Origin of the sequence: Chromobacterium amazonense, assembly GCF_001855565.1 — a bacterium.
GTDB lineage: Bacteria > Pseudomonadota > Gammaproteobacteria > Burkholderiales > Chromobacteriaceae > Chromobacterium > Chromobacterium amazonense.
Genome location: NZ_MKCR01000005.1, coordinates 44,191 through 60,705, shown reverse-complemented (window position 1 = coordinate 60,705; position 16,515 = coordinate 44,191). Strand labels below are relative to the sequence as shown.

Sequence of the window (16,515 nt, the reverse complement as noted above, 5' to 3'; positions counted from 1 at the left end):
GCTTATCCTTGCACGCCGAACACCAGATGGCCGGCGAATTTGCGCCTGAGCGCAGGCAGCGCGTCCAGCGTGGTCATGCCGATGCCGCGCAGCGCGTTCTGCAATGGATGGTGGCCGTCGAACAGCTTGATCAGGCCGTGGGTGAAACCAACCACCGCATGGCTGTCCAGCTTGCGCGCGGCGGCATATCGCTTCAGCGCGCGCGCGTCGCCGGGATCGCCCGCCCCTTCCAGCGTCTGGCACAAGCCAACGGCGTCGCGCAGGCCCAGGTTCAGGCCCTGCGCCGCCACCGGGTGCATGGTTTGCGCCGCATTGCCGATCAAGGCCACGCGGCCGCTTACCACCTGGTTGGCCTGACGCAAAGCCAGCGGGAAGCTGGCGCGCGGGCCGATGGACAGGATGCGGCCCTGGCGCTCGCCGAAAGCCTGCCGCAGCGACTCGCGCAGCGCGCTCTCGTCGGCGGCCACCAAGCGCTCGGCGTCGTCTTGGCTGCGCGTCCAGACCAGCATGTAGCGCTCGCCATGCGGCAGCAAGGCGAATGGACCGTCGTGGGCGAAGCGTTCGTAGGCCACGCCCATGGGCGGCCGCTCGGTTTCCACCTCGGCCAGCACCGCGCACTGATGATAATCATGGGTCCGACGATGGATGCCCGGCAGCGCTTCCGCCAGCGCGCCGCCTTCGGCCAGCGCCACCAGCCGGGCCGTCAGCAGGCGTTTGCCCTGCGGCGTCTCCACCTCGACGCAGGCATACTGGCTCAGGCTCTTCACCGACGTCACCCGCGTCTGCCACCGCACCTGCACGCCTGCGCGCGCCAGGGCGCGGGACAGGCCAGCCACCAGCGCCGGGTAATCCACCACCGCACCCAGGTGCGGCAAGCCGAGGTCGGACTTGTCCAGCCGGGTACGGCCGCAACTGCCCTGCTGCGACACATGAACGGTGTCGATGACGGTGGACGGCATGTCATCCGGCCAGGCGCCGGCGTCGGCCAGCAGCTCGCGGCTGTGCCAGGACAGGGCCAGCGCGCGGGCGTCGCGCACCTCGGCCTCCCTGGCCCGCGCTTCGATCAGCAGCACGCGCCGGCCTTGTCGGGCCAGCCGCAACGCCGCCAGCGCGCCCACCGGGCCGCCGCCGACAATCAGAACGTCGGCGTGTTCGCTGTTCATCGCATTCATATCATTCCCCTCGCATCAGCGCCTCGATCTCGGCTATCGTCTTGGGCGCTGCCGCGGTATACACCTCATTGCCGTCCGCGGTGACCAGCACATCGTCCTCGATGCGCACGCCGATATTGTGGAAAGCCGCCGGCACATCGTCAGCCGGCCGAATATACAGGCCCGGTTCGATGGTGGTGCACATGCCCGGCTGATAGCTGCGCCATTGGCCATGCAGCTTGCGCTGGCCGACATCGTGCACGTCCAGGCCTATCATGTGGCCGACGCCATGCATGTAGAAGCGACGGTACGCGCCGGATTCGATCACGCCATCCAGCGTGCCGCTCAATAAACCCAGGTCCAGCATGCCTTGCGCCAGCACGCGCAGCGCGGCGTCGCCGGGCGCATGCCAGGCCGCGCCCGGCTTCACCGCGTCGATGCCGGCCAGTTCGGCCGCCAGCACCACTTCGTACACATCGCGCTGCGGCCCGCTGAAGCGGCCATTGGCCGGAAAAGTGCGGGTGATGTCGCCGGCGTAGCCCTGCAGTTCGCAACCGGCGTCGATCAGCACCAGTTCGCCGTCGCTTATCCCGGCATCGTTGGCCACGTAGTGCAGGGTGCAGGCATTGGCGCCCGCGGCGACGATGGATTCATAAGCCTGATAGCGCGCGCCCCGGCTCACAAAGGCATGCAGCAGCTCGGCTTCCAGTTGGTATTCATGCATGCCTGGCCGCGCGGCACGCATCGCCTGGACGTGGCCGGCGGCGGAAATCTCGCCGGCGCGGCGCAGCAAGGCGATCTCGTCCTCGTCTTTGACCATGCGCATTTCGTCCAGCAGCACGCGCAGATCGCCATAATGAGACGGCGGGCGCGCGCCGGAACGCGCCTGCGCGCGCACCGCTTCCAGCCAGGTATTGACGCGGCGGTCGAATGCCTCGTCATCGCCCAGCGGCCACCACAGCTGGCTGCGGTCGATCAACAGTTCCGGAATCCGCGCCGCCATCTCCGACAAGGCATAGGCCTCGTCGAAGCCGAAAACCTCGCGCGCGCCATCAGGCCCGTGGCGGAAACCCTCCCAGATCTCCATCTCGGGATTGCGTTCGCGGCAAAACAGAATGGATTTGCCGCTGCGGCCGTCGAGCAGCAGCACCGCCTCCGGCTCGGCAAAGCCGGTCAAGTACAGGAAATGGCTATCGGCGCGGTAGGGATAGTGGCAATCGGCGTTGCGCACGGCTTCCGGCGCGGTGGGCAACAGAACGACGCCATCGCCGATCTGCGTCAGTAAACGGCGGCGGCGGGCGGCATGCGGCTGGGACATAGGGTGTCGGATTCCTGCGGCGGTGGTCGATAACGAATCAAGCCGCCAGTTTACACCTGCGGCGGCCTCGCCCCAAGCCTGCCGGGGCGGCGCGCAGCACAGCGGCATGAAAAAACCCGGCATGGCCGGGTTGTTTGTATGGATGGCGCGGGCTTATTCGCCGATGACGGCGGAGGTATACACCTCCTGCACATCGTCCAGGTCTTCCAGCGCGTCCAGCAGCTTTTGCATGCGGACGGCTTCGTCGCCCGTCAGCTCGGTCTCGTTCTCGGCGCGCATCGTCACTTCACCCATCTCGGACTTGAAGCCCTTGGCTTCCAGCGCGTCCTTGATGTCGGTGAATTCGTAGGGGCCGGTGATCACTTCGATGGAACCATCGTCATTGGTGACCACGTCCTCGGCGCCGGCTTCCAGCGCCGCTTCCATCAGCGCATCCTCATCCACGCCCGGGGCGAACACCAGGTAGCCGCAGTGCTTGAACTGGAACGCCACGCAGCCGTCGGTGCCCATATTGCCGCCGTATTTGGAGAATGCATGGCGCACATCGGCCACGGTGCGGGTCTTGTTGTCGGTCAGACAGTCCACCATCACCGCGGCGCCGGCGATGCCATAGCCTTCATAACGGCATTCCACATAGTCCACGCCTTCCAGCTGACCTGTGCCGCGCTTGATCGCGTTCTCGATATTGTCCTTGGGCATGGACTCGGCCTTGGCCTTGTCCACGGCCAGGCGCAGGCGCGGGTTCATGTTGACGTCGCCCCCGCCCATCTTGGCGGCGACGGTGATTTCCTTGATCAGGCGGGTGAAGATCTTGCCACGTTTGGCATCCTGGCGACCCTTGCGGTGCTGGATGTTAGCCCATTTACTGTGACCTGCCATATTTGCCTCTGTCTGTTGGTTTGGTTCTCGCCGAACCCAATCGTCAATCAAAAATCGCGCTATTTTAACAGAAGCGGCCGTCGTCTACGAGATGGGGGCCTATTTGGCCTGCAGCATCCTGAGCATCATTTCAAAGCCGGCCCGATACATCTGTTCGATCACCGGCACCATCATCGGCAGCGTCAGATAGAGCGTGCCGAAACCAATCATGATGGTCAGCGGGAAGCCGAAGGTGAAGATGTTGAACTGCGGCGCGGCGCGGGTCATCACGCCGATGGCCAGGTTGGTGATCAACAACGCGCCGATCACCGGCATGGTCAGGCGGATGCCCCACTCCAGCATATGGGCGCCCCACAGCGCCAAGGCCTTGATGCCCTGAGCCGGCATCCCCATCCCGATAGGCAGCACGCGGAAGCTTTCCACCAGGGTGTGCAGCACCACATGGTGGCCATCGAACGATAAAAACAGGAAAAACGTGAACAAGGACAACATCTGCGACACTACAGGCACCTGGGCCGCGTGGACGGGGTCGAAGAACATGGCGAAGCCCAGGCCGGTTTGCGCGCCGATGATGAAACCGGCTATCTCCACCGAGGTGATCACGAGGCGCATCACAAAACCCATTGCCAGACCGATCAGCAGCTGCTGCAGCAAAATGGCCATGCCCTCCGCCGACACCAAGGGCACCGCTGGCAATGGCGGCAACAAGGGCGCCAGCAAAACGGTCAGCATCAATGCGAAGCCCGCCTTGAACGTCCGCGGCACGCCGCGATAGGCGAAGATGGGCTCCGTCAGGAACAAACCGACGATGCGCGCGAAGGGCCAGACAAAGACACTGACCCAGGCGTTGATCTCTACATCGCTCAGCGCCAGCATCAGCCAATCACATTCGGTATGCTCTGGAACAGCCGGGTGATGTACTCCATCAAGGTGTTCAGCATCCACGGTCCGGCCAGCACCAGCACCAGAAACATCGCCAGCAGCTTCGGAATGAAAGTCAGCGTCATTTCATTGATCTGGGTGGCGGCCTGCAGAATGCTGATCAGCAGGCCCACCAGCAGAGAAGTCAACAAGACCGGGGCCGAGACGATGATCAGGATGTACAGCGCATTCTGCATGATGCTGATGACCAATTCAGGACTCATGACTCCTCCTCCCGCCAGCCGCCCTTGGCCAGCAGCCAATTGTCTATCACCACGCCTTGCCGGATGATCCGGTTAGGACGCAGCAGGCGGTAAGCCGCCCGCTCGAACACCGGGCGCGACGCATGGCTGGCCCAGACGTGCAAGGCGGTTACGCCCGCCTCCGCGGCCTGGCGCTCCAGCTCTTCAATCATTCGGCCGCCCAAGCCGCCACGGGCGGCCCATGGCGCGACAAACAGCATGTCGAACTCGCCGTTCCGCTTCAACCAGGCGAATCCTGCCAGGCGGCCATCCGGCGCCAAGGCCTTGCACGACCACGCATCGGCCAGCCGGGCTTGCCAGGCGAGAGCGATTTCCTCGCTCCAATCCCGCGCCGACGCCCAGGCCGCGCACTGCGCCTCGGTGTAAACGGTCCCGGCCAAGGCGCGGACGCAGGCTTGGAACAAGGCATGGCACGCCGGCAGATCAGCCGCCGACAACGCTTCCAGCCGCATGCTCATCCCGTGTAAAAACTCTGCACCAGCGAGCCCATCAGCAGGGTCCAGCCGTCCACCAGCACGAACAACATCATCTTGAACGGTAGGGAGATAGTCACCGGCGACACCATCATCATGCCCATCGCCATCAGAATGCTGGCGACAACCAGGTCGATGATCATGAAGGGAATGAAAACCATGAAGCCGATCTGGAACGCGGTTTTCAGCTCGCTGATGGCAAAGGCCGGCACCAGGGTCTTCATCGACACGTCTTCCTTGGTCTGCGGCTTTTCCGACTGCGAAATCTCGATGAAGAAGGACAGATCCTTCTCCCGGGTCTGGCGCAGCATGAAAGCCTTCATCGGCTTGCTGGCTTCATCCAGCGCCTGATTGAAGCTGATTTTGTCATCGGAAAACGGCACCCAAGCCTTGCTGTAGACCTGATCGAAAGTCGGCCCCATGACGAACAGCGTCAGAAACAGCGCCAAACCGACAATCACCTGGTTTGGCGGCGCCTGGGTGGTGCCCAAGGCCTGCCGCAGCAGCGACAGCACGATCACGATCCGGGTGAAGGCCGTCATCATCAGCAGCATGGCCGGGATGAAGGTCAGCGCCGTCATGAACAGCAGCATCTGCAGGCTGAGCGAGTAGTTCTGCCCGCCGCCCGCCGCCGGCGAACTCGTCATCAGCGGCAGCCCAGCCGCCGCGTCGGCCAGCAAGGGCAACAACAAAGCCCCGCCGGATAGCAGGGCGATCACCAACTTTTTCTTCATGATTTGTCCCGCTGCCCCTGCCCGCCGCGGCTCTTGTCCAACGCGGCCTTCAACCAACGGGCGAACGGCTCCGCAGGTTCGGCCGGGGGCTGATCGGCGCCTTCCGGCCTGGGCATCTTGCTCAGCAGATTGACCTGCTGCGGCGTCACGCCCAGCACCAGCCATTCTCCCTCCAACTCGACGATCACCACCCGTTCCTTCTGGCCTATCATGGTGCCGCCGACCACACGGACCCGACCCGCGCCGCCCAGCATGCCGCCGGACAAGCGCTTGAACAGCCAGGCCACGCCGACGATGGCGCCCAGCACCACCGCCAGGCCCAGAATCACCTGCAACAGGCTGGCAAAGGGCGATGGCGCAGGCTGAGCCGGCACTTGCGCCGCCAGCGCCAACGCCGGCCAGGCAAAGCCGGATGCGCCAAGCAAGGCGCGCGCTGGATTCGGCATGATCCTCATTTCTGCAAGCGGCGAATGCGCTCGGCCGGCGTAATGATGTCGGTCAGGCGAATACCGAACTTGTCGTTGACCACCACTACCTCGCCCTGGGCAATCAGGCAGCCATTGACCAGAACGTCCATCGGCTCGCCGGCCATTCCGTCCAGCTCCACCACCGAGCCCTGCGCCAGCTGCAGCAGGTTGCGGATGGCGATCTTGGTGCGGCCCAGCTCCACAGTCAGCTGCACCGGAATATCCAGAATCATGTCCAGATTCTGCTGCGTGCCGCCGGCTGCGGCCGCCGTGCCCAACTCCTGGAACAAACCTTGCGCCGGGACGGCCTCCGGCGCTTCCGCCGTTTGGCTGTCCGCCACCTCCTGCTCCGCCATCGCAGCGGCCCAGTCGTCCATCGAGACTTCTTCCTCGGCGCCTGCCGCGCCGCCCTGCAGCTCTTCTTCGCTCATTGCTCTTTATCTCCCGGCAGCTCCAAGAACTCGTTCGCTCCCGCCAAAATCTTTTCCACTTTCAAGGCATAGCGGCCCTGCACCGTGCCATAACTGGCTTCGAACACCGGAATGCCTGATACATCGGCCTCCACCCGCTCCGGAATCTCCACCATCACCACGTCTCCCGCCTTCAGGTTCAGAATCTGCCCCAGGGTCACCTTGGATTGGGCCAGCGTGGCCACCAGCTCCACCTCGGCCGCCTGCACCTGATGCGTCATCAGGTTGACCCAGCGGTTATCCACTTCGGTGCGGTCGGCCTGCATCGTGCTGGAAAGCAGATCGCGTATCGGCTCCACCATGGAGTACGGCAGACAGATGTGAAAATCGCCGCCGCCCGCGCCCAGCTCGATATGGAAGGTCATCGCCACCACCACTTCGGTGGGCGTGGCGATATTGGCGAACTGGGTGTTCATTTCCGAGCGCAGATAGACGAATTCGATCGGATGCACCGGCTCCCAGGCCTTCTGGCACTCCGCAAACACCACCTCCAACAGACGGTGGATGATGCGCTGCTCCGTCGGCGTGAAATCCCGTCCCTCCACCCGCACGTGGTAGCGGCCGTCGCTGCCGAACAGGTTGTCCACGATCAGGAACACCAGGTCCGGGTCGAAGATCAACAGGCCCGTGCCGCGCAGCGGCTTGACATGCACCAGATTCAGGTTGGTCGGCACCACCAGGTTGCGGATGAATTCGCTGTACTTCTGCACCCGCACCGGTCCCACCGAGATTTCCGCGTTGCGGCGGATGAAGTTGAACAGGCCGATGCGCAGATTGCGGGCAAAACGCTCGTTGATGATTTCAAGCGTGGGCATGCGGCCGCGGACAATGCGCTCCTGTCGGCCGATGTCGTAGCCGCGGACGCCTGCGGCATCCTGGCCGCCCTCGTCATCGTCATCCTCGCCGGAGACGCCTCGTAATAGCGCGTCTACCTCTTCCTGGGACAGGATATCGTCGCCCATGGCGCTTACTGCTTCTGAATGATGAAGGAAGTGAAGAGGACGCTGTCGACAACGGGATCCTCGCCCGCGTCCATCGCCTCGTTGATGATCTGCTTGACCTGCGCCTTGAGCTTGACCTTGCCGTCGGCGGTGCTGACCTCAGCAGCGGTTTTGGACGACAAGAGCAAAATGACCGCGCTGCGGATCTTGGGCGCATAATCGGTGAATTTCTTTTTGGCCTCTTCGTCGCCCAGCTCCGCCTGCATGTCAACCTGCAGCAAGCTGCCGTCATTGCCGGCCAGATTCACCACGAAAGTGTCCAGCTTTTCGAAAATCGGCGGACCTTCGTGTTTTTTCTTCGGTTTTTCCTTGACCTGCTCAGTCTGCGCCCCGGCTTGCGGCTTGCCCATGCTGGTGAACATATACGCGGCCAGCCCGCCCACCGCGACCAATAGCAGAATCAGCAGCACAATGACGATCAGCATCAGCTTGTTGCCGCCGCCTCCAGCCTTTTTTTCCGCCTTATCCGCCTTTTTTTCGTCCGACATATGTTATGACCTGTTCTTTTATGGAGTGCCTAGTGAAATCTTAAACGATTTCCCCCCCATATTTTCCAGTTTTCTCGGGCGGATGAACAGTGTCGTAATCAAATACGATCAGGCAAATATACTGAGTATGCCGCGCGCGGCCTTGATCGAGGCCAGGGCGTCCACGCCATCCACCTCTGGGAGGCCCGCATCCTGGCGGCCGCGCTTCTGCTGGAATGCCTGTTGCTGCTGGCCGGAATTGCCGCTGGAAACCTGCGAATCGGTCAGTTGGATGCCGCTTGAAGACAGCATGGAACTGAGGCGGTGCATATTGTTTTCCAAAGCTTCGCGGGTAGCGGGCACCGCCGCGGTGAACAACACTTGCGCCTGATCCGTGCCGTTCATCTTCAAGGTGATCTCAATCGGCCCCATCTGCGGCGGGTTCAACTGAATTTGCGCCTTGTCCATTTTCAGGCTGACCATGCTCAGCACTTGCTCCCCCAGCGCTTTGCCCCAATTGGGATCGTTCAGCGTTTGCGGCAAGGTCAGCTGCGGCATATTGGCGCTGGCCGCCGCCTGCGCTTGATTGCTCTGCTGCGGCTGCTGCAATTGCTGCAGCGGCAAGAATTGCGCGGCCGTCTGATCCGGGTCCGGCAATTTTTGCTGGCTGCTCTGCCAGTTGAAACCCTGCTTGCCGACGGGCAGCAGCAATGTGGGATCTACCTTGGGAGTCGCTTGCTGAGTCTGCAGATCCTGCATAGGCAAATTAGCGGCGGGCGGTTGCGCCAACAAGTCCTGCACCGGCGCTTTGTCTTGCGTCGTCGCCTGAGTCGGCTGCTGCGCAGGCGTCGCTGGCGCCTGTTGCAACTGCAGCGCCGCCAGCAAAGGCATGGCCAGCGCGGCTTGGGCAGAGGCGTCGCCGGGCGAGGCATTGGGCTTGTCATCGTCAGGCTTGCCCGCTCCGGTGCCGCCGTCCCCCAGCCCCGGCAACAGGCTGCCGATCACGCTCATCTGCAGGCCAAGCAGGCTGGCGAACAGATCTCCGGAAGCCCCTTCGGCGCTCCCTCCTGCGGCGGCGGAAGAGCCGCCGGGGCCGGACGCGCCGCTGGCATTGGCAACTGGCGTAGTGACGATGATGGTCATGATCAAGCCTCGACTGAGTATTGGCCACCGGTTCAAAGCAAGGAGCGTGCCAGATCAGGCATCCTCGCCGTGCGTCTTATCCCAGAATTGCCGAGTAGCAAACTCGTCGGTTCGCCTTTGTTCGCGCTTGGCCTCCAGTTGCGCCTCGCGCTCCCGCTCGCGCTGCAGCAGCTTTTCGTAGGCCTTGAATTTTTTGTATTCAAGCTGCCAAGCTTGCCGCTCCAGCATGAAGCGCTGGGTGCAGTGATCCACATCCTGCCGCTGCTGGATCATGGCTTCATCCAGCCGGGACAGGAAGCGATGGAAATCCTGATACTGGATCACCGACATGCCCTTGCTGCCGCCGGCCACCAATCGCTGGCGATATTCATTTCGGAAATCGTCCAACTGCGTCAGCCGCATGTGAGCCTGATTGAGGCGGTTTTGCGCCAGGCTCATCCGCTCCGCCGCCGACTGCTGTTTTTCGTCGGCCAGCCTCACCAGCAGCAGATACTTGCTTTCCGCCATGGATCAACCTCAGGCCAGCACGCTCGCCAATTGCTCGCGGCAGGAGGCGTAGTCATGCGATTCATGCATAGGCTGAGTCAGGAAACCCACCATGGGCAAATGGCGGCGCATCGCGTCATCCAGCACCGGATCGGAGCCGGCGACATAGGCGCCCACGCTGATCAGGTCGCGATTGCGCCGATAGCGCGAATACAATTGCTTGAAGTGGCGCGCCATGTCCATTTGCTGTTGCGGCACGATGTCGACCATCACCCGGCTGATCGATTGTTCGATGTCGATGGCGGGGTAATGCCCTGCCTCGGCCAAATCGCGCGACAGCACGAAGTGGCCATCGAGGATGGCGCGCGCGGAGTCGGCGATCGGATCCTGCTGATCGTCGCCCTCGGACAGCACGGTATAGAAGCCGGTGATCGAACCGCCGCCTTCCTCGCCATTGCCGGCGCGCTCGATCAATTGCGGCAGGCGGGCGAACACCGACGGCGGATAGCCCTTGGTCACCGGCGGCTCGCCAATGGCCAGAGCGATCTCGCGCTGCGCCATCGCGTAACGGGTGACCGAATCCATCAGCAACAGCACATCCAAACCCTGGGCGCGGAAATATTCCGCCAGCGCCGTGGCATAGGCCGCGCCGTGCAGCCTCATCAAGGGCGGCATGTCGGCCGGCGCCGCCACCACCACCGAGCGCGCCCGTCCTTCGTCGCCCAGGATGTTGTCGATGAAGTCCTTCACCTCGCGGCCCCGTTCGCCGATCAGGCCCACCACCACCACGTCGGCCTTGGTAAAGCGGGCCATCATGCCCAGCAGGACCGATTTGCCGACGCCCGAGCCGGCGAACAAGCCCAGACGCTGGCCCCGCCCGACGGTCAGCAAGCCGTTGATGGCGCGCACGCCGACATCCAGCACATCATGCACCGGGGTGCGGTCCAGCGGGTTGATCGGTTGACTGTAAAGGGGGTGCCAGGCATCGGGATGAATGGGGCCCAAGCCGTCCAGCGGCCGCCCCAGAGAATCCAGCACGCGGCCCAGCAGGCTGAGGCCGACCGGCACCTGGCGGCCGACGGAGAGATCGGCGCGCGCGGCCCCGCGAGCATGCCCGTACATCGGCGGCGCATGCGAAGCCAATGGCAACACCGGCGTGCCCGGCAGCAAGCCGTGGACATTGGTCAAGGGCATCAGAAACACTTTGTCGCCGGCAAAGCCAACCACCTCGGCCTCGACCGCCTGGTCGTCGGCCAGCATCACCCGGCAGGCGCTGCCCACCGGCAGCTTGATGCCCACCGCCTCCATCACCATGCCGGTGACGCGCACCAGCCTGCCGCAAGGCTGCCACAACGAGGCCGAGGCGGCAGCCTCGCCGCAGGCGTCCAGCCAGGCACGTTGCCGCTCAAGCAGACCGCTGCTCATCTCCCGCCTCCAGCCCTAAGGCCCGGCTCAAGGCAGCCAGGCGGGTTTCGACGCTCATGTCCAAGCGCGCCGACGCGGTATCGATGACGCAGCCGCCGCGCGTGATCGCCGGATCTTCAACCCACTGCCAAGCCGTCTCCGGCGTTTCCTGCCGCAAGAATTCGCGCGCCACCTCCACATCGGCCGGATTGACACGCAAGCGGGCCGTGGCAAGCGTGGACGGCAAGTCGGCCAGGGCCGATTGCAATAAGGGCAGCAAAGCCTGCTTGTCCTGCAGCAATTGCTGCTGCAGCAGCTTCTGCGCCAGCTGCCAGGCCAATTTCAACACATCCTGGGCCAGCTCTTGCTCGACGCGCGCCAGCTCCGCGGAAAAACTGCCCGCCATCGACTGCAGGGACTGCCAGGCCTCATCCAGCCTGGGCTGCAGCTCGGCCCGCGCCTCGGCAGCGCCCTGCTCGCGCCCGGCTTGCATGCCCTGCTCGAAGCCCTCGGCGCGGCCGGCCTCCAGACCGGCATCATGTCCGGTCTGCCAGGCTTCCTGATGGATGGCTTCCAACTCGGCCGCGGTGGGATAGCTCAAGGCCGGCTCGTCTTCCGGCGCCGTGTCCTCGGCCATCTCCGCCTGCTCGGCCATCGCCTCGGCCTCCGCCAGCGGCACCGGCGCCGCAGACTCGGCCTCGCTGGCCGCGATCCGCTCCGCCAGGCTGGGCCCGGGCTTGCGCATCTGCGCCATCGCCACCAACTGGGCCGGAGACAGCGCCTGGGTAAACCCATCCAGCGAGGCCGGACTCCAGCTGCTCCAGCTTTCCAGCTCCTCGCCGGGGATGATGGGATTATTCGACGAGGCCTTCATCACCGCCCTTGCTGCCTAGCACGATCTGGCCGTCGTCGGCGAGCTTGCGCACCACCTTGAGGATTTCCTTCTGCTCCGCCTCGACCTCGGACAGCTTGACCGGTCCCTTGGACTCCAGGTCGTCGCGCAACATTTCCGCCGCCCGCTGAGACATATTGCGGAAGATCTTTTCCTTCAGCTCGTTGCTGGTGCCCTTCAAGGCGATCACCAACGAATCGGACTGCACCTCGCGCAAAATGGTCTGAATCGAGCGATCGTCGACATCGAGCAGGTTTTCGAAGACGAACATCTTGTCCTGAATCCGTTGCGCCAGCTCAGGATCGTATTCGCGGATATAGCCAAGGGCGGAGGCCTCGACATTGCCGCCCATGAAGTTGAGGATTTCGGCTGTGAGCCCCACGCCGCCGGACGCGCTCTTCTTGATGCGGTCCGAACCGGACAACAGCTGGGTAAGCACGTCGTTCAGCTCGCGCAGCGCCTGCGGCTGAACCCCCTCGAGGGTGGCGGTGCGGATCAGCACCTCGTTGCGCATGCGTTCCGGGAAGAATGACAGGATGGAACTGGACAAGTCCGGCTCCAGATGCACCAGAATCGTGGCGATGATCTGCGGGTGTTCGTGGCGGATCAAATCGGCGGCGGAGGACGGGTCCATCCACTTCAGGCTTTCGATGCCGCTGTGATCGTTGCCCTGCATGATCTTGTCCAGCAGGTTGGCCGCCTTGTCCGGCCCCAGCGCCTCCACCAGCACGTTGCGCAGGTATTCGTCCGAAGCGCCGATGCTGGCGCGAGCCTGGCACTCCTGCCGGAACTGCTCCACCACTTCGTCGATCTGCTCATAGCTGAGGTTGTTGATCGCCGCCATGGCCAGGGAAATCTTCTGCACCTCTTTCGGCCCCAGGTATTTGAATACCTCGACCGCCTCGGCCTGCCCCAGGCTGAACAGCAAGATGGCGCTTTTGCGAATACCGTTATCACTCATCGGAGCTGATCCATTCTTTGATGATCTGTGCCGCCATGCGCGGATCGGACTTCACGAGCTCGCGCACCGCCTCCAGATTGCTGCTGTACTGACGACGCTGCGCTTCGCGCGGATCTTCAAGCGAACCGCTGCCAGCCATGCCAGCCGCCGTCTCGCCTTCTTCGCCCTCTTCTCCGGCCACGCCCAGCAAGCGGCCGCCTTTGGCGCCGGCAGCGCCCTCAGCCTCGCCCGGCGCCGGCGGCGGCTTGACCAGATCCCGCATGATGGGGCGCACCACGCCAAACAGCAGATACAACAGCGCTATCCCCAGCAAGCCATACTTGATCAGGCTGGTACCGTTGCTGGCGACATAGTCTACCACCCGCTCCTGCACGGTCACCGGCTGGGCATTATCGGCGAAGGCGGCGTTGGCGACATTCAATGTATCGCCGCGGCTGGCGTTGTAACCCATCGCCTCTTTGACCAGATTATTGATCTGCTGAACTTCCTGCGCCGTCAACGGCGTCGGTTTCATTTCGCCGTTCTTGTCCGGCATGCGCCGGTAATTGACCACCACCGCGGCGGACAGCCGCTTGACCACGCCAGTCGGCACCTTGGTGTGCTGGATGGTCTTATCCACTTCGTAATTGGTGGTGATGTCGCGCTGCAAAGTGCCGCTGGCGCTGACGCTCTGGCCGGATAGATTGGCCGTGCCCGGCGCGGCGCCCGGCGGCAGCGTGATGGGCGCCGACGCCGCAGACGGAGGCTGATTGGACAAAGCGCCCGGCACGCCGCTGGGCAGAGCGGAGCCATTGACCAGCTTTTCGCTGATCTGCTGGCTGCGCGTGGCCGATGGATTGGGGCTGGAGTTGGGACGGTAGGTCTCTGACGTCTGCTCGATCTCGGAAAAATCGACATTAGCCGTCACCTGGGCGCGCGCGTTGCCCTTGCCGAATATCGGCTCCAGAATGTCTTCGATGCGTTTGACGTAGCCTTCCTCGATCTGGCGCACGAATCCCAGCTGGCGCTGATCAAGCCCGGAGTTTTCGTCCACTCCCGGCTGCTTGGACAACAGATTGCCGTCTTGATCGACAATGGTGACGTTCTTCAAGGTCAAATTCGGCACCGAGCTGGACACCAGGTGCAGAATGCCGGCGACCTGGCCAGCATCCAACATGCGTCCCGGATACAACTCCAGCATCACGGAGGCGGTGGGCGCCTGCTGCTCCCGCACGAATACGCTCTGTTTAGGCGTGGCGATATGCACGCGGGCGCTATGCACCGAGGAAATCGCCTCGATGGTGCGCGCCAGTTCGCCTTCGATCGAGCGCTGATAGTTGACCTGCTCGGCGAACTGGCTGATGCCGAATTTCTGGTTGTCCATCAACTCGAAGCCGACGCCGCTGGCCTTGGGCAGCCCCTGCGCCGCCAGTCTCAGCCGGGCGTCGTAGACCTTGTCCGCAGGAACAGAAACCGCGCCGCCATCGCCCAACTGATAAGGAATGTTCATTTGCTGCAGCGCAGCCGTAATCTGGCCGCCATCGCGATCAGCCAGATTGGAAAACAAAACCTTGTAAGAGGGGGTGCGATTGAGAACGACAGCGCCGACGACGACGGCGAAAATGGCCGCCAACGCCGTCAGAAACAGGATTTTTTTGTTGCTTGGCAAGGCCTTGAAGCGGTCTCCCGCTTCATTCAAACGAGCGCGCCAAACAGGAGTTGCGTTTTCTTCTGCCAGATCAGCCATACGGTGGTATTAGGTTGAGGTCCACCGCCGCCCAATCTGTGGATCCGACAGCGTTAGACTTGGGTATTCATGATTTCCTGATAGGCGCTGACAAGTTTATTGCGCGCCTGAACCATGGTCTGGAACGACAGGCTGGCTTTCTGCAACGACATCATCACATCTTGCAGATTGACTTCCTTGTTGTCGCCCAGCTGAAACTGCTTTTGCATTTCCTCCGAAGTCTGCTGCGCCGAATTCACTTGGTCTATCGTCGACTTAAGCACGTCGGAAAAGTCGACTTGCGGCGTCTGCTGCGCGACCGGCGGCTGCTTGCCCCCCGCTAACGCCGCGGCGCTTCTCAGTTCGCCCAGCAACTGGTCGATATTGTTTGACATGGCTACTCCGTGCCATTTCCCTCCGGAACATTCTGGCCAGCCGCAGCGGAATCCTCATCACGGTAACGCTGCAATTTATAGCGCAAAGTACGCTCGCTGATGCCCAGTTTTTCCGCCGCCAGCTTTTTCACGCCGCCGACAGCTCCCAATGTTTCCAGAATATGGCGTTTTTCAAGGGTTTTCATGTCGGTTTCATCCGACACCGAACCGTCCAAATCGGACGCCGTCCGGGTAAGCTGCCCCACGCCCGTAATATCGCCCAGCAACAAATCGGCGGCAATAATTTCCGCCCCGGCGGCAAGTATTACCGCCCGCTGCACGACATTATCCAGTTCGCGGATGTTACCCTCCCAACTATAGGCCGTCAAATGACGTTCCGCATCCCTGGAAAACACCAGAGATGTCCGTCCTGCGGCCTCTGCATGTCTTTTAAGCAGGAATCGTGCCAAAGGCAGGATATCGTCCGGACGCTCGGCCAGCGCCGGTATGCGCAAGGGAAAAACATTCAGGCGAAAATACAGGTCCTCGCGAAACCGCCCCGCTTCCACTTCGGCCTGCAAATCCCGGTTGGAGGTGGCCAACACCCGGATGTCCAGCTTGATGGTGCGGGTGCTGCCGATACGCTCCACCTCCCGCTCCTGCAGCACCCGCAACAGCTTGGCTTGCAGCGACAGCGGCATTTCGGTGACTTCGTCCAGCAGTATGGTGCCTCCCTGCGCCTGCTCGAACTTGCCGGGCAAAGCCTGCGCCGCGCCGGTAAAGGCGCCGCGCTCATGGCCAAACAGCGTGGACTCCAGCAGATTATCCGGGATCGCCGCGCAGTTGACCGCGACAAATGGGCCGGATGCGCGCCGAGAATAGCGATGGATATAACGCGCCAATACTTCCTTGCCGGTGCCGCTGGGTCCGCTGATCATCACGCTGGCGTCGCTTTGCGCCACCCGCCCCGCCAAGGCGAAAAGCTGGCGCATCGCGGCGGACTCCGCCACCACGTCGCCCCCTTCGTCGCCAGGCATGGCCAGCAGATGCTTCTCCACTTCCGCGAGCAGGCTCTGCGGCTCGAATGGCTTCAACAGATAGTGGCTGGCGCCAGCTCGCAGTAGTTCGATGGCCCGCTCAATCACCCCATAGGCCGTCATCAGAATGAAGGGCACGCCGGGGTAATGCTTCTTGACCTCTTCAAACAGGGCATAGCCGTCCATCGGCGCCATCTGGGCATCGGAAATGATCAAGCCTACCGGTTCCTGCTTCAGCCGCTGCAAGGCCTGGCCGCCATCGGCCGCCTCCAGGGTCGGGTATCCGGACAGCATCAAGGTGTCGATGATGGCTTCGCGCAGGTCGGCATCGTCTTCGACCACTAAAATCGGCAAATACTTCATGGAATC

The 16,515-nt window shown here is 62.8% G+C and carries 19 protein-coding genes; all 19 read right to left on the bottom strand.

All coding sequences use genetic code 11. The annotated features are described in order from the left end of the window. Nucleotides 1-2: 2 nt before the first annotated feature. The 19 genes from BI343_RS04500 to BI343_RS04410 all read right to left on the bottom strand — a co-directional run bounded on the left by BI343_RS04500 (nt 3) and on the right by BI343_RS04410 (nt 16,509). On the bottom strand, nt 3-1,172 hold the full coding sequence (locus BI343_RS04500) for an FAD-dependent oxidoreductase (protein ID WP_083340797.1): 1,170 nt from the start codon (nt 1,170-1,172) through the stop codon (nt 3-5). 1 nt (nt 1,173) lies between these two features. Beyond that, complete coding sequence (locus BI343_RS04495) at nt 1,174-2,469, bottom strand: aminopeptidase P N-terminal domain-containing protein (protein ID WP_071108818.1); 1,296 nt, start codon at nt 2,467-2,469, stop codon at nt 1,174-1,176. Between the two features lie 153 nt (nt 2,470-2,622). Beyond that, complete coding sequence (locus BI343_RS04490; protein ID WP_043628517.1) at nt 2,623-3,348, bottom strand: YebC/PmpR family DNA-binding transcriptional regulator; 726 nt, start codon at nt 3,346-3,348, stop codon at nt 2,623-2,625. Between the two features lie 99 nt (nt 3,349-3,447). Further along, nucleotides 3,448-4,224 (bottom strand): flagellar biosynthetic protein FliR, encoded by a 777-nt coding sequence (gene fliR / locus BI343_RS04485; RefSeq protein ID WP_071108817.1) that lies wholly within the window; start codon nt 4,222-4,224, stop codon nt 3,448-3,450. Further along, nucleotides 4,224-4,493, bottom strand: coding sequence for a flagellar biosynthesis protein FliQ (gene fliQ / locus BI343_RS04480; protein ID WP_043628515.1), 270 nt, complete (start codon nt 4,491-4,493; stop codon nt 4,224-4,226). The genes fliR and fliQ overlap by 1 nt, the downstream gene beginning before the upstream one ends. Further along, nucleotides 4,490-4,984, bottom strand: coding sequence for a GNAT family N-acetyltransferase (locus BI343_RS04475; protein ID WP_169828978.1), 495 nt, complete (start codon nt 4,982-4,984; stop codon nt 4,490-4,492). Before BI343_RS04475 ends, fliQ begins: the two co-directional genes overlap by 4 nt. A 2-nt stretch (nt 4,985-4,986) precedes the next feature. Continuing rightward, nucleotides 4,987-5,739: a flagellar type III secretion system pore protein FliP gene (gene fliP, locus BI343_RS04470; protein WP_043628511.1), complete on the bottom strand. Its 753-nt coding sequence runs from the start codon at nt 5,737-5,739 to the stop codon at nt 4,987-4,989. Beyond that, a complete protein-coding gene (fliO, locus tag BI343_RS04465) occupies nt 5,736-6,185 on the bottom strand; it encodes a flagellar biosynthetic protein FliO (RefSeq protein ID WP_071108815.1) in 450 nt (149 codons plus the stop codon). The genes fliP and fliO overlap by 4 nt, the downstream gene beginning before the upstream one ends. A 5-nt stretch (nt 6,186-6,190) precedes the next feature. Next, complete coding sequence (gene fliN, locus BI343_RS04460; RefSeq protein WP_071108814.1) at nt 6,191-6,637, bottom strand: flagellar motor switch protein FliN; 447 nt, start codon at nt 6,635-6,637, stop codon at nt 6,191-6,193. After that, nucleotides 6,634-7,638, bottom strand: coding sequence for a flagellar motor switch protein FliM (gene fliM, locus BI343_RS04455; RefSeq protein ID WP_043628507.1), 1,005 nt, complete (start codon nt 7,636-7,638; stop codon nt 6,634-6,636). Before fliM ends, fliN begins: the two co-directional genes overlap by 4 nt. Before the next feature lie 5 nt (nt 7,639-7,643). Continuing rightward, nucleotides 7,644-8,165, bottom strand: a complete 522-nt coding sequence (locus tag BI343_RS04450) for a flagellar basal body-associated FliL family protein (protein WP_043628505.1) — start codon at nt 8,163-8,165, stop codon at nt 7,644-7,646. A gap of 108 nt (nt 8,166-8,273) precedes the next feature. Further along, nucleotides 8,274-9,287 carry a flagellar hook-length control protein FliK gene (locus BI343_RS04445; RefSeq protein ID WP_139165642.1) on the bottom strand — a complete coding sequence of 338 codons (1,014 nt, stop codon included), beginning with the start codon at nt 9,285-9,287 and terminating at the stop codon, nt 8,274-8,276. Nucleotides 9,288-9,341: 54 nt separating this feature from the next. After that, a complete protein-coding gene (gene fliJ / locus BI343_RS04440; protein WP_071108812.1) occupies nt 9,342-9,794 on the bottom strand; it encodes a flagellar export protein FliJ in 453 nt (150 codons plus the stop codon). 9 nt (nt 9,795-9,803) lie between these two features. Then, nucleotides 9,804-11,198: a flagellar protein export ATPase FliI gene (fliI, locus tag BI343_RS04435; RefSeq protein ID WP_043628500.1), complete on the bottom strand. Its 1,395-nt coding sequence runs from the start codon at nt 11,196-11,198 to the stop codon at nt 9,804-9,806. After that, complete coding sequence (locus BI343_RS04430; RefSeq protein ID WP_071108811.1) at nt 11,179-12,051, bottom strand: FliH/SctL family protein; 873 nt, start codon at nt 12,049-12,051, stop codon at nt 11,179-11,181. The genes fliI and BI343_RS04430 overlap by 20 nt, the downstream gene beginning before the upstream one ends. Then, nucleotides 12,032-13,030 carry a flagellar motor switch protein FliG gene (gene fliG / locus BI343_RS04425; RefSeq protein ID WP_071108810.1) on the bottom strand — a complete coding sequence of 333 codons (999 nt, stop codon included), beginning with the start codon at nt 13,028-13,030 and terminating at the stop codon, nt 12,032-12,034. The genes BI343_RS04430 and fliG overlap by 20 nt, the downstream gene beginning before the upstream one ends. Then, nucleotides 13,023-14,642 carry a flagellar basal-body MS-ring/collar protein FliF gene (fliF, locus tag BI343_RS04420; protein WP_223253517.1) on the bottom strand — a complete coding sequence of 540 codons (1,620 nt, stop codon included), beginning with the start codon at nt 14,640-14,642 and terminating at the stop codon, nt 13,023-13,025. The genes fliG and fliF overlap by 8 nt, the downstream gene beginning before the upstream one ends. Nucleotides 14,643-14,809: 167 nt before the next feature. Further along, nucleotides 14,810-15,130 carry a flagellar hook-basal body complex protein FliE gene (fliE, locus tag BI343_RS04415; RefSeq protein WP_043628494.1) on the bottom strand — a complete coding sequence of 107 codons (321 nt, stop codon included), beginning with the start codon at nt 15,128-15,130 and terminating at the stop codon, nt 14,810-14,812. A gap of 2 nt (nt 15,131-15,132) precedes the next feature. Beyond that, nucleotides 15,133-16,509 (bottom strand): sigma-54-dependent transcriptional regulator, encoded by a 1,377-nt coding sequence (locus tag BI343_RS04410; RefSeq protein WP_071108808.1) that lies wholly within the window; start codon nt 16,507-16,509, stop codon nt 15,133-15,135. Between the last annotated feature and the right edge of the window lie 6 nt (nt 16,510-16,515).

Excerpts from the sequence above, each read along its gene's own strand:
- fliN (WP_071108814.1), bottom strand. The coding sequence starts at position 6,637 with ATGAGCGAAGAAGAGCTGCAGGGCGGCGCGGCAGGCGCCGAGGAAGAA.
- BI343_RS04450 (WP_043628505.1), bottom strand. The coding sequence starts at position 8,165 with ATGTCGGACGAAAAAAAGGCGGATAAGGCGGAAAAAAAGGCTGGAGGC.
- fliM (WP_043628507.1), bottom strand. The coding sequence starts at position 7,638 with ATGGGCGACGATATCCTGTCCCAGGAAGAGGTAGACGCGCTATTACGA.
- BI343_RS04430 (WP_071108811.1), bottom strand. The coding sequence starts at position 12,051 with ATGAAGGCCTCGTCGAATAATCCCATCATCCCCGGCGAGGAGCTGGAA.
- BI343_RS04500 (WP_083340797.1), bottom strand. The coding sequence starts at position 1,172 with ATGAATGCGATGAACAGCGAACACGCCGACGTTCTGATTGTCGGCGGC.
- BI343_RS04475 (WP_169828978.1), bottom strand. The coding sequence starts at position 4,984 with ATGCGGCTGGAAGCGTTGTCGGCGGCTGATCTGCCGGCGTGCCATGCC.
- fliJ (WP_071108812.1), bottom strand. The coding sequence starts at position 9,794 with ATGGCGGAAAGCAAGTATCTGCTGCTGGTGAGGCTGGCCGACGAAAAA.
- BI343_RS04495 (WP_071108818.1), bottom strand. The coding sequence starts at position 2,469 with ATGTCCCAGCCGCATGCCGCCCGCCGCCGCCGTTTACTGACGCAGATC.
- fliP (WP_043628511.1), bottom strand. The coding sequence starts at position 5,739 with ATGAAGAAAAAGTTGGTGATCGCCCTGCTATCCGGCGGGGCTTTGTTG.
- BI343_RS04490 (WP_043628517.1), bottom strand. The coding sequence starts at position 3,348 with ATGGCAGGTCACAGTAAATGGGCTAACATCCAGCACCGCAAGGGTCGC.
- fliQ (WP_043628515.1), bottom strand. The coding sequence starts at position 4,493 with ATGAGTCCTGAATTGGTCATCAGCATCATGCAGAATGCGCTGTACATC.
- fliO (WP_071108815.1), bottom strand. The coding sequence starts at position 6,185 with ATGCCGAATCCAGCGCGCGCCTTGCTTGGCGCATCCGGCTTTGCCTGG.
- fliR (WP_071108817.1), bottom strand. The coding sequence starts at position 4,224 with ATGCTGGCGCTGAGCGATGTAGAGATCAACGCCTGGGTCAGTGTCTTT.
- BI343_RS04410 (WP_071108808.1), bottom strand. The coding sequence starts at position 16,509 with ATGAAGTATTTGCCGATTTTAGTGGTCGAAGACGATGCCGACCTGCGC.
- fliG (WP_071108810.1), bottom strand. The coding sequence starts at position 13,030 with ATGAGTGATAACGGTATTCGCAAAAGCGCCATCTTGCTGTTCAGCCTG.
- fliE (WP_043628494.1), bottom strand. The coding sequence starts at position 15,130 with ATGTCAAACAATATCGACCAGTTGCTGGGCGAACTGAGAAGCGCCGCG.
- fliI (WP_043628500.1), bottom strand. The coding sequence starts at position 11,198 with ATGAGCAGCGGTCTGCTTGAGCGGCAACGTGCCTGGCTGGACGCCTGC.
- BI343_RS04445 (WP_139165642.1), bottom strand. The coding sequence starts at position 9,287 with ATGACCATCATCGTCACTACGCCAGTTGCCAATGCCAGCGGCGCGTCC.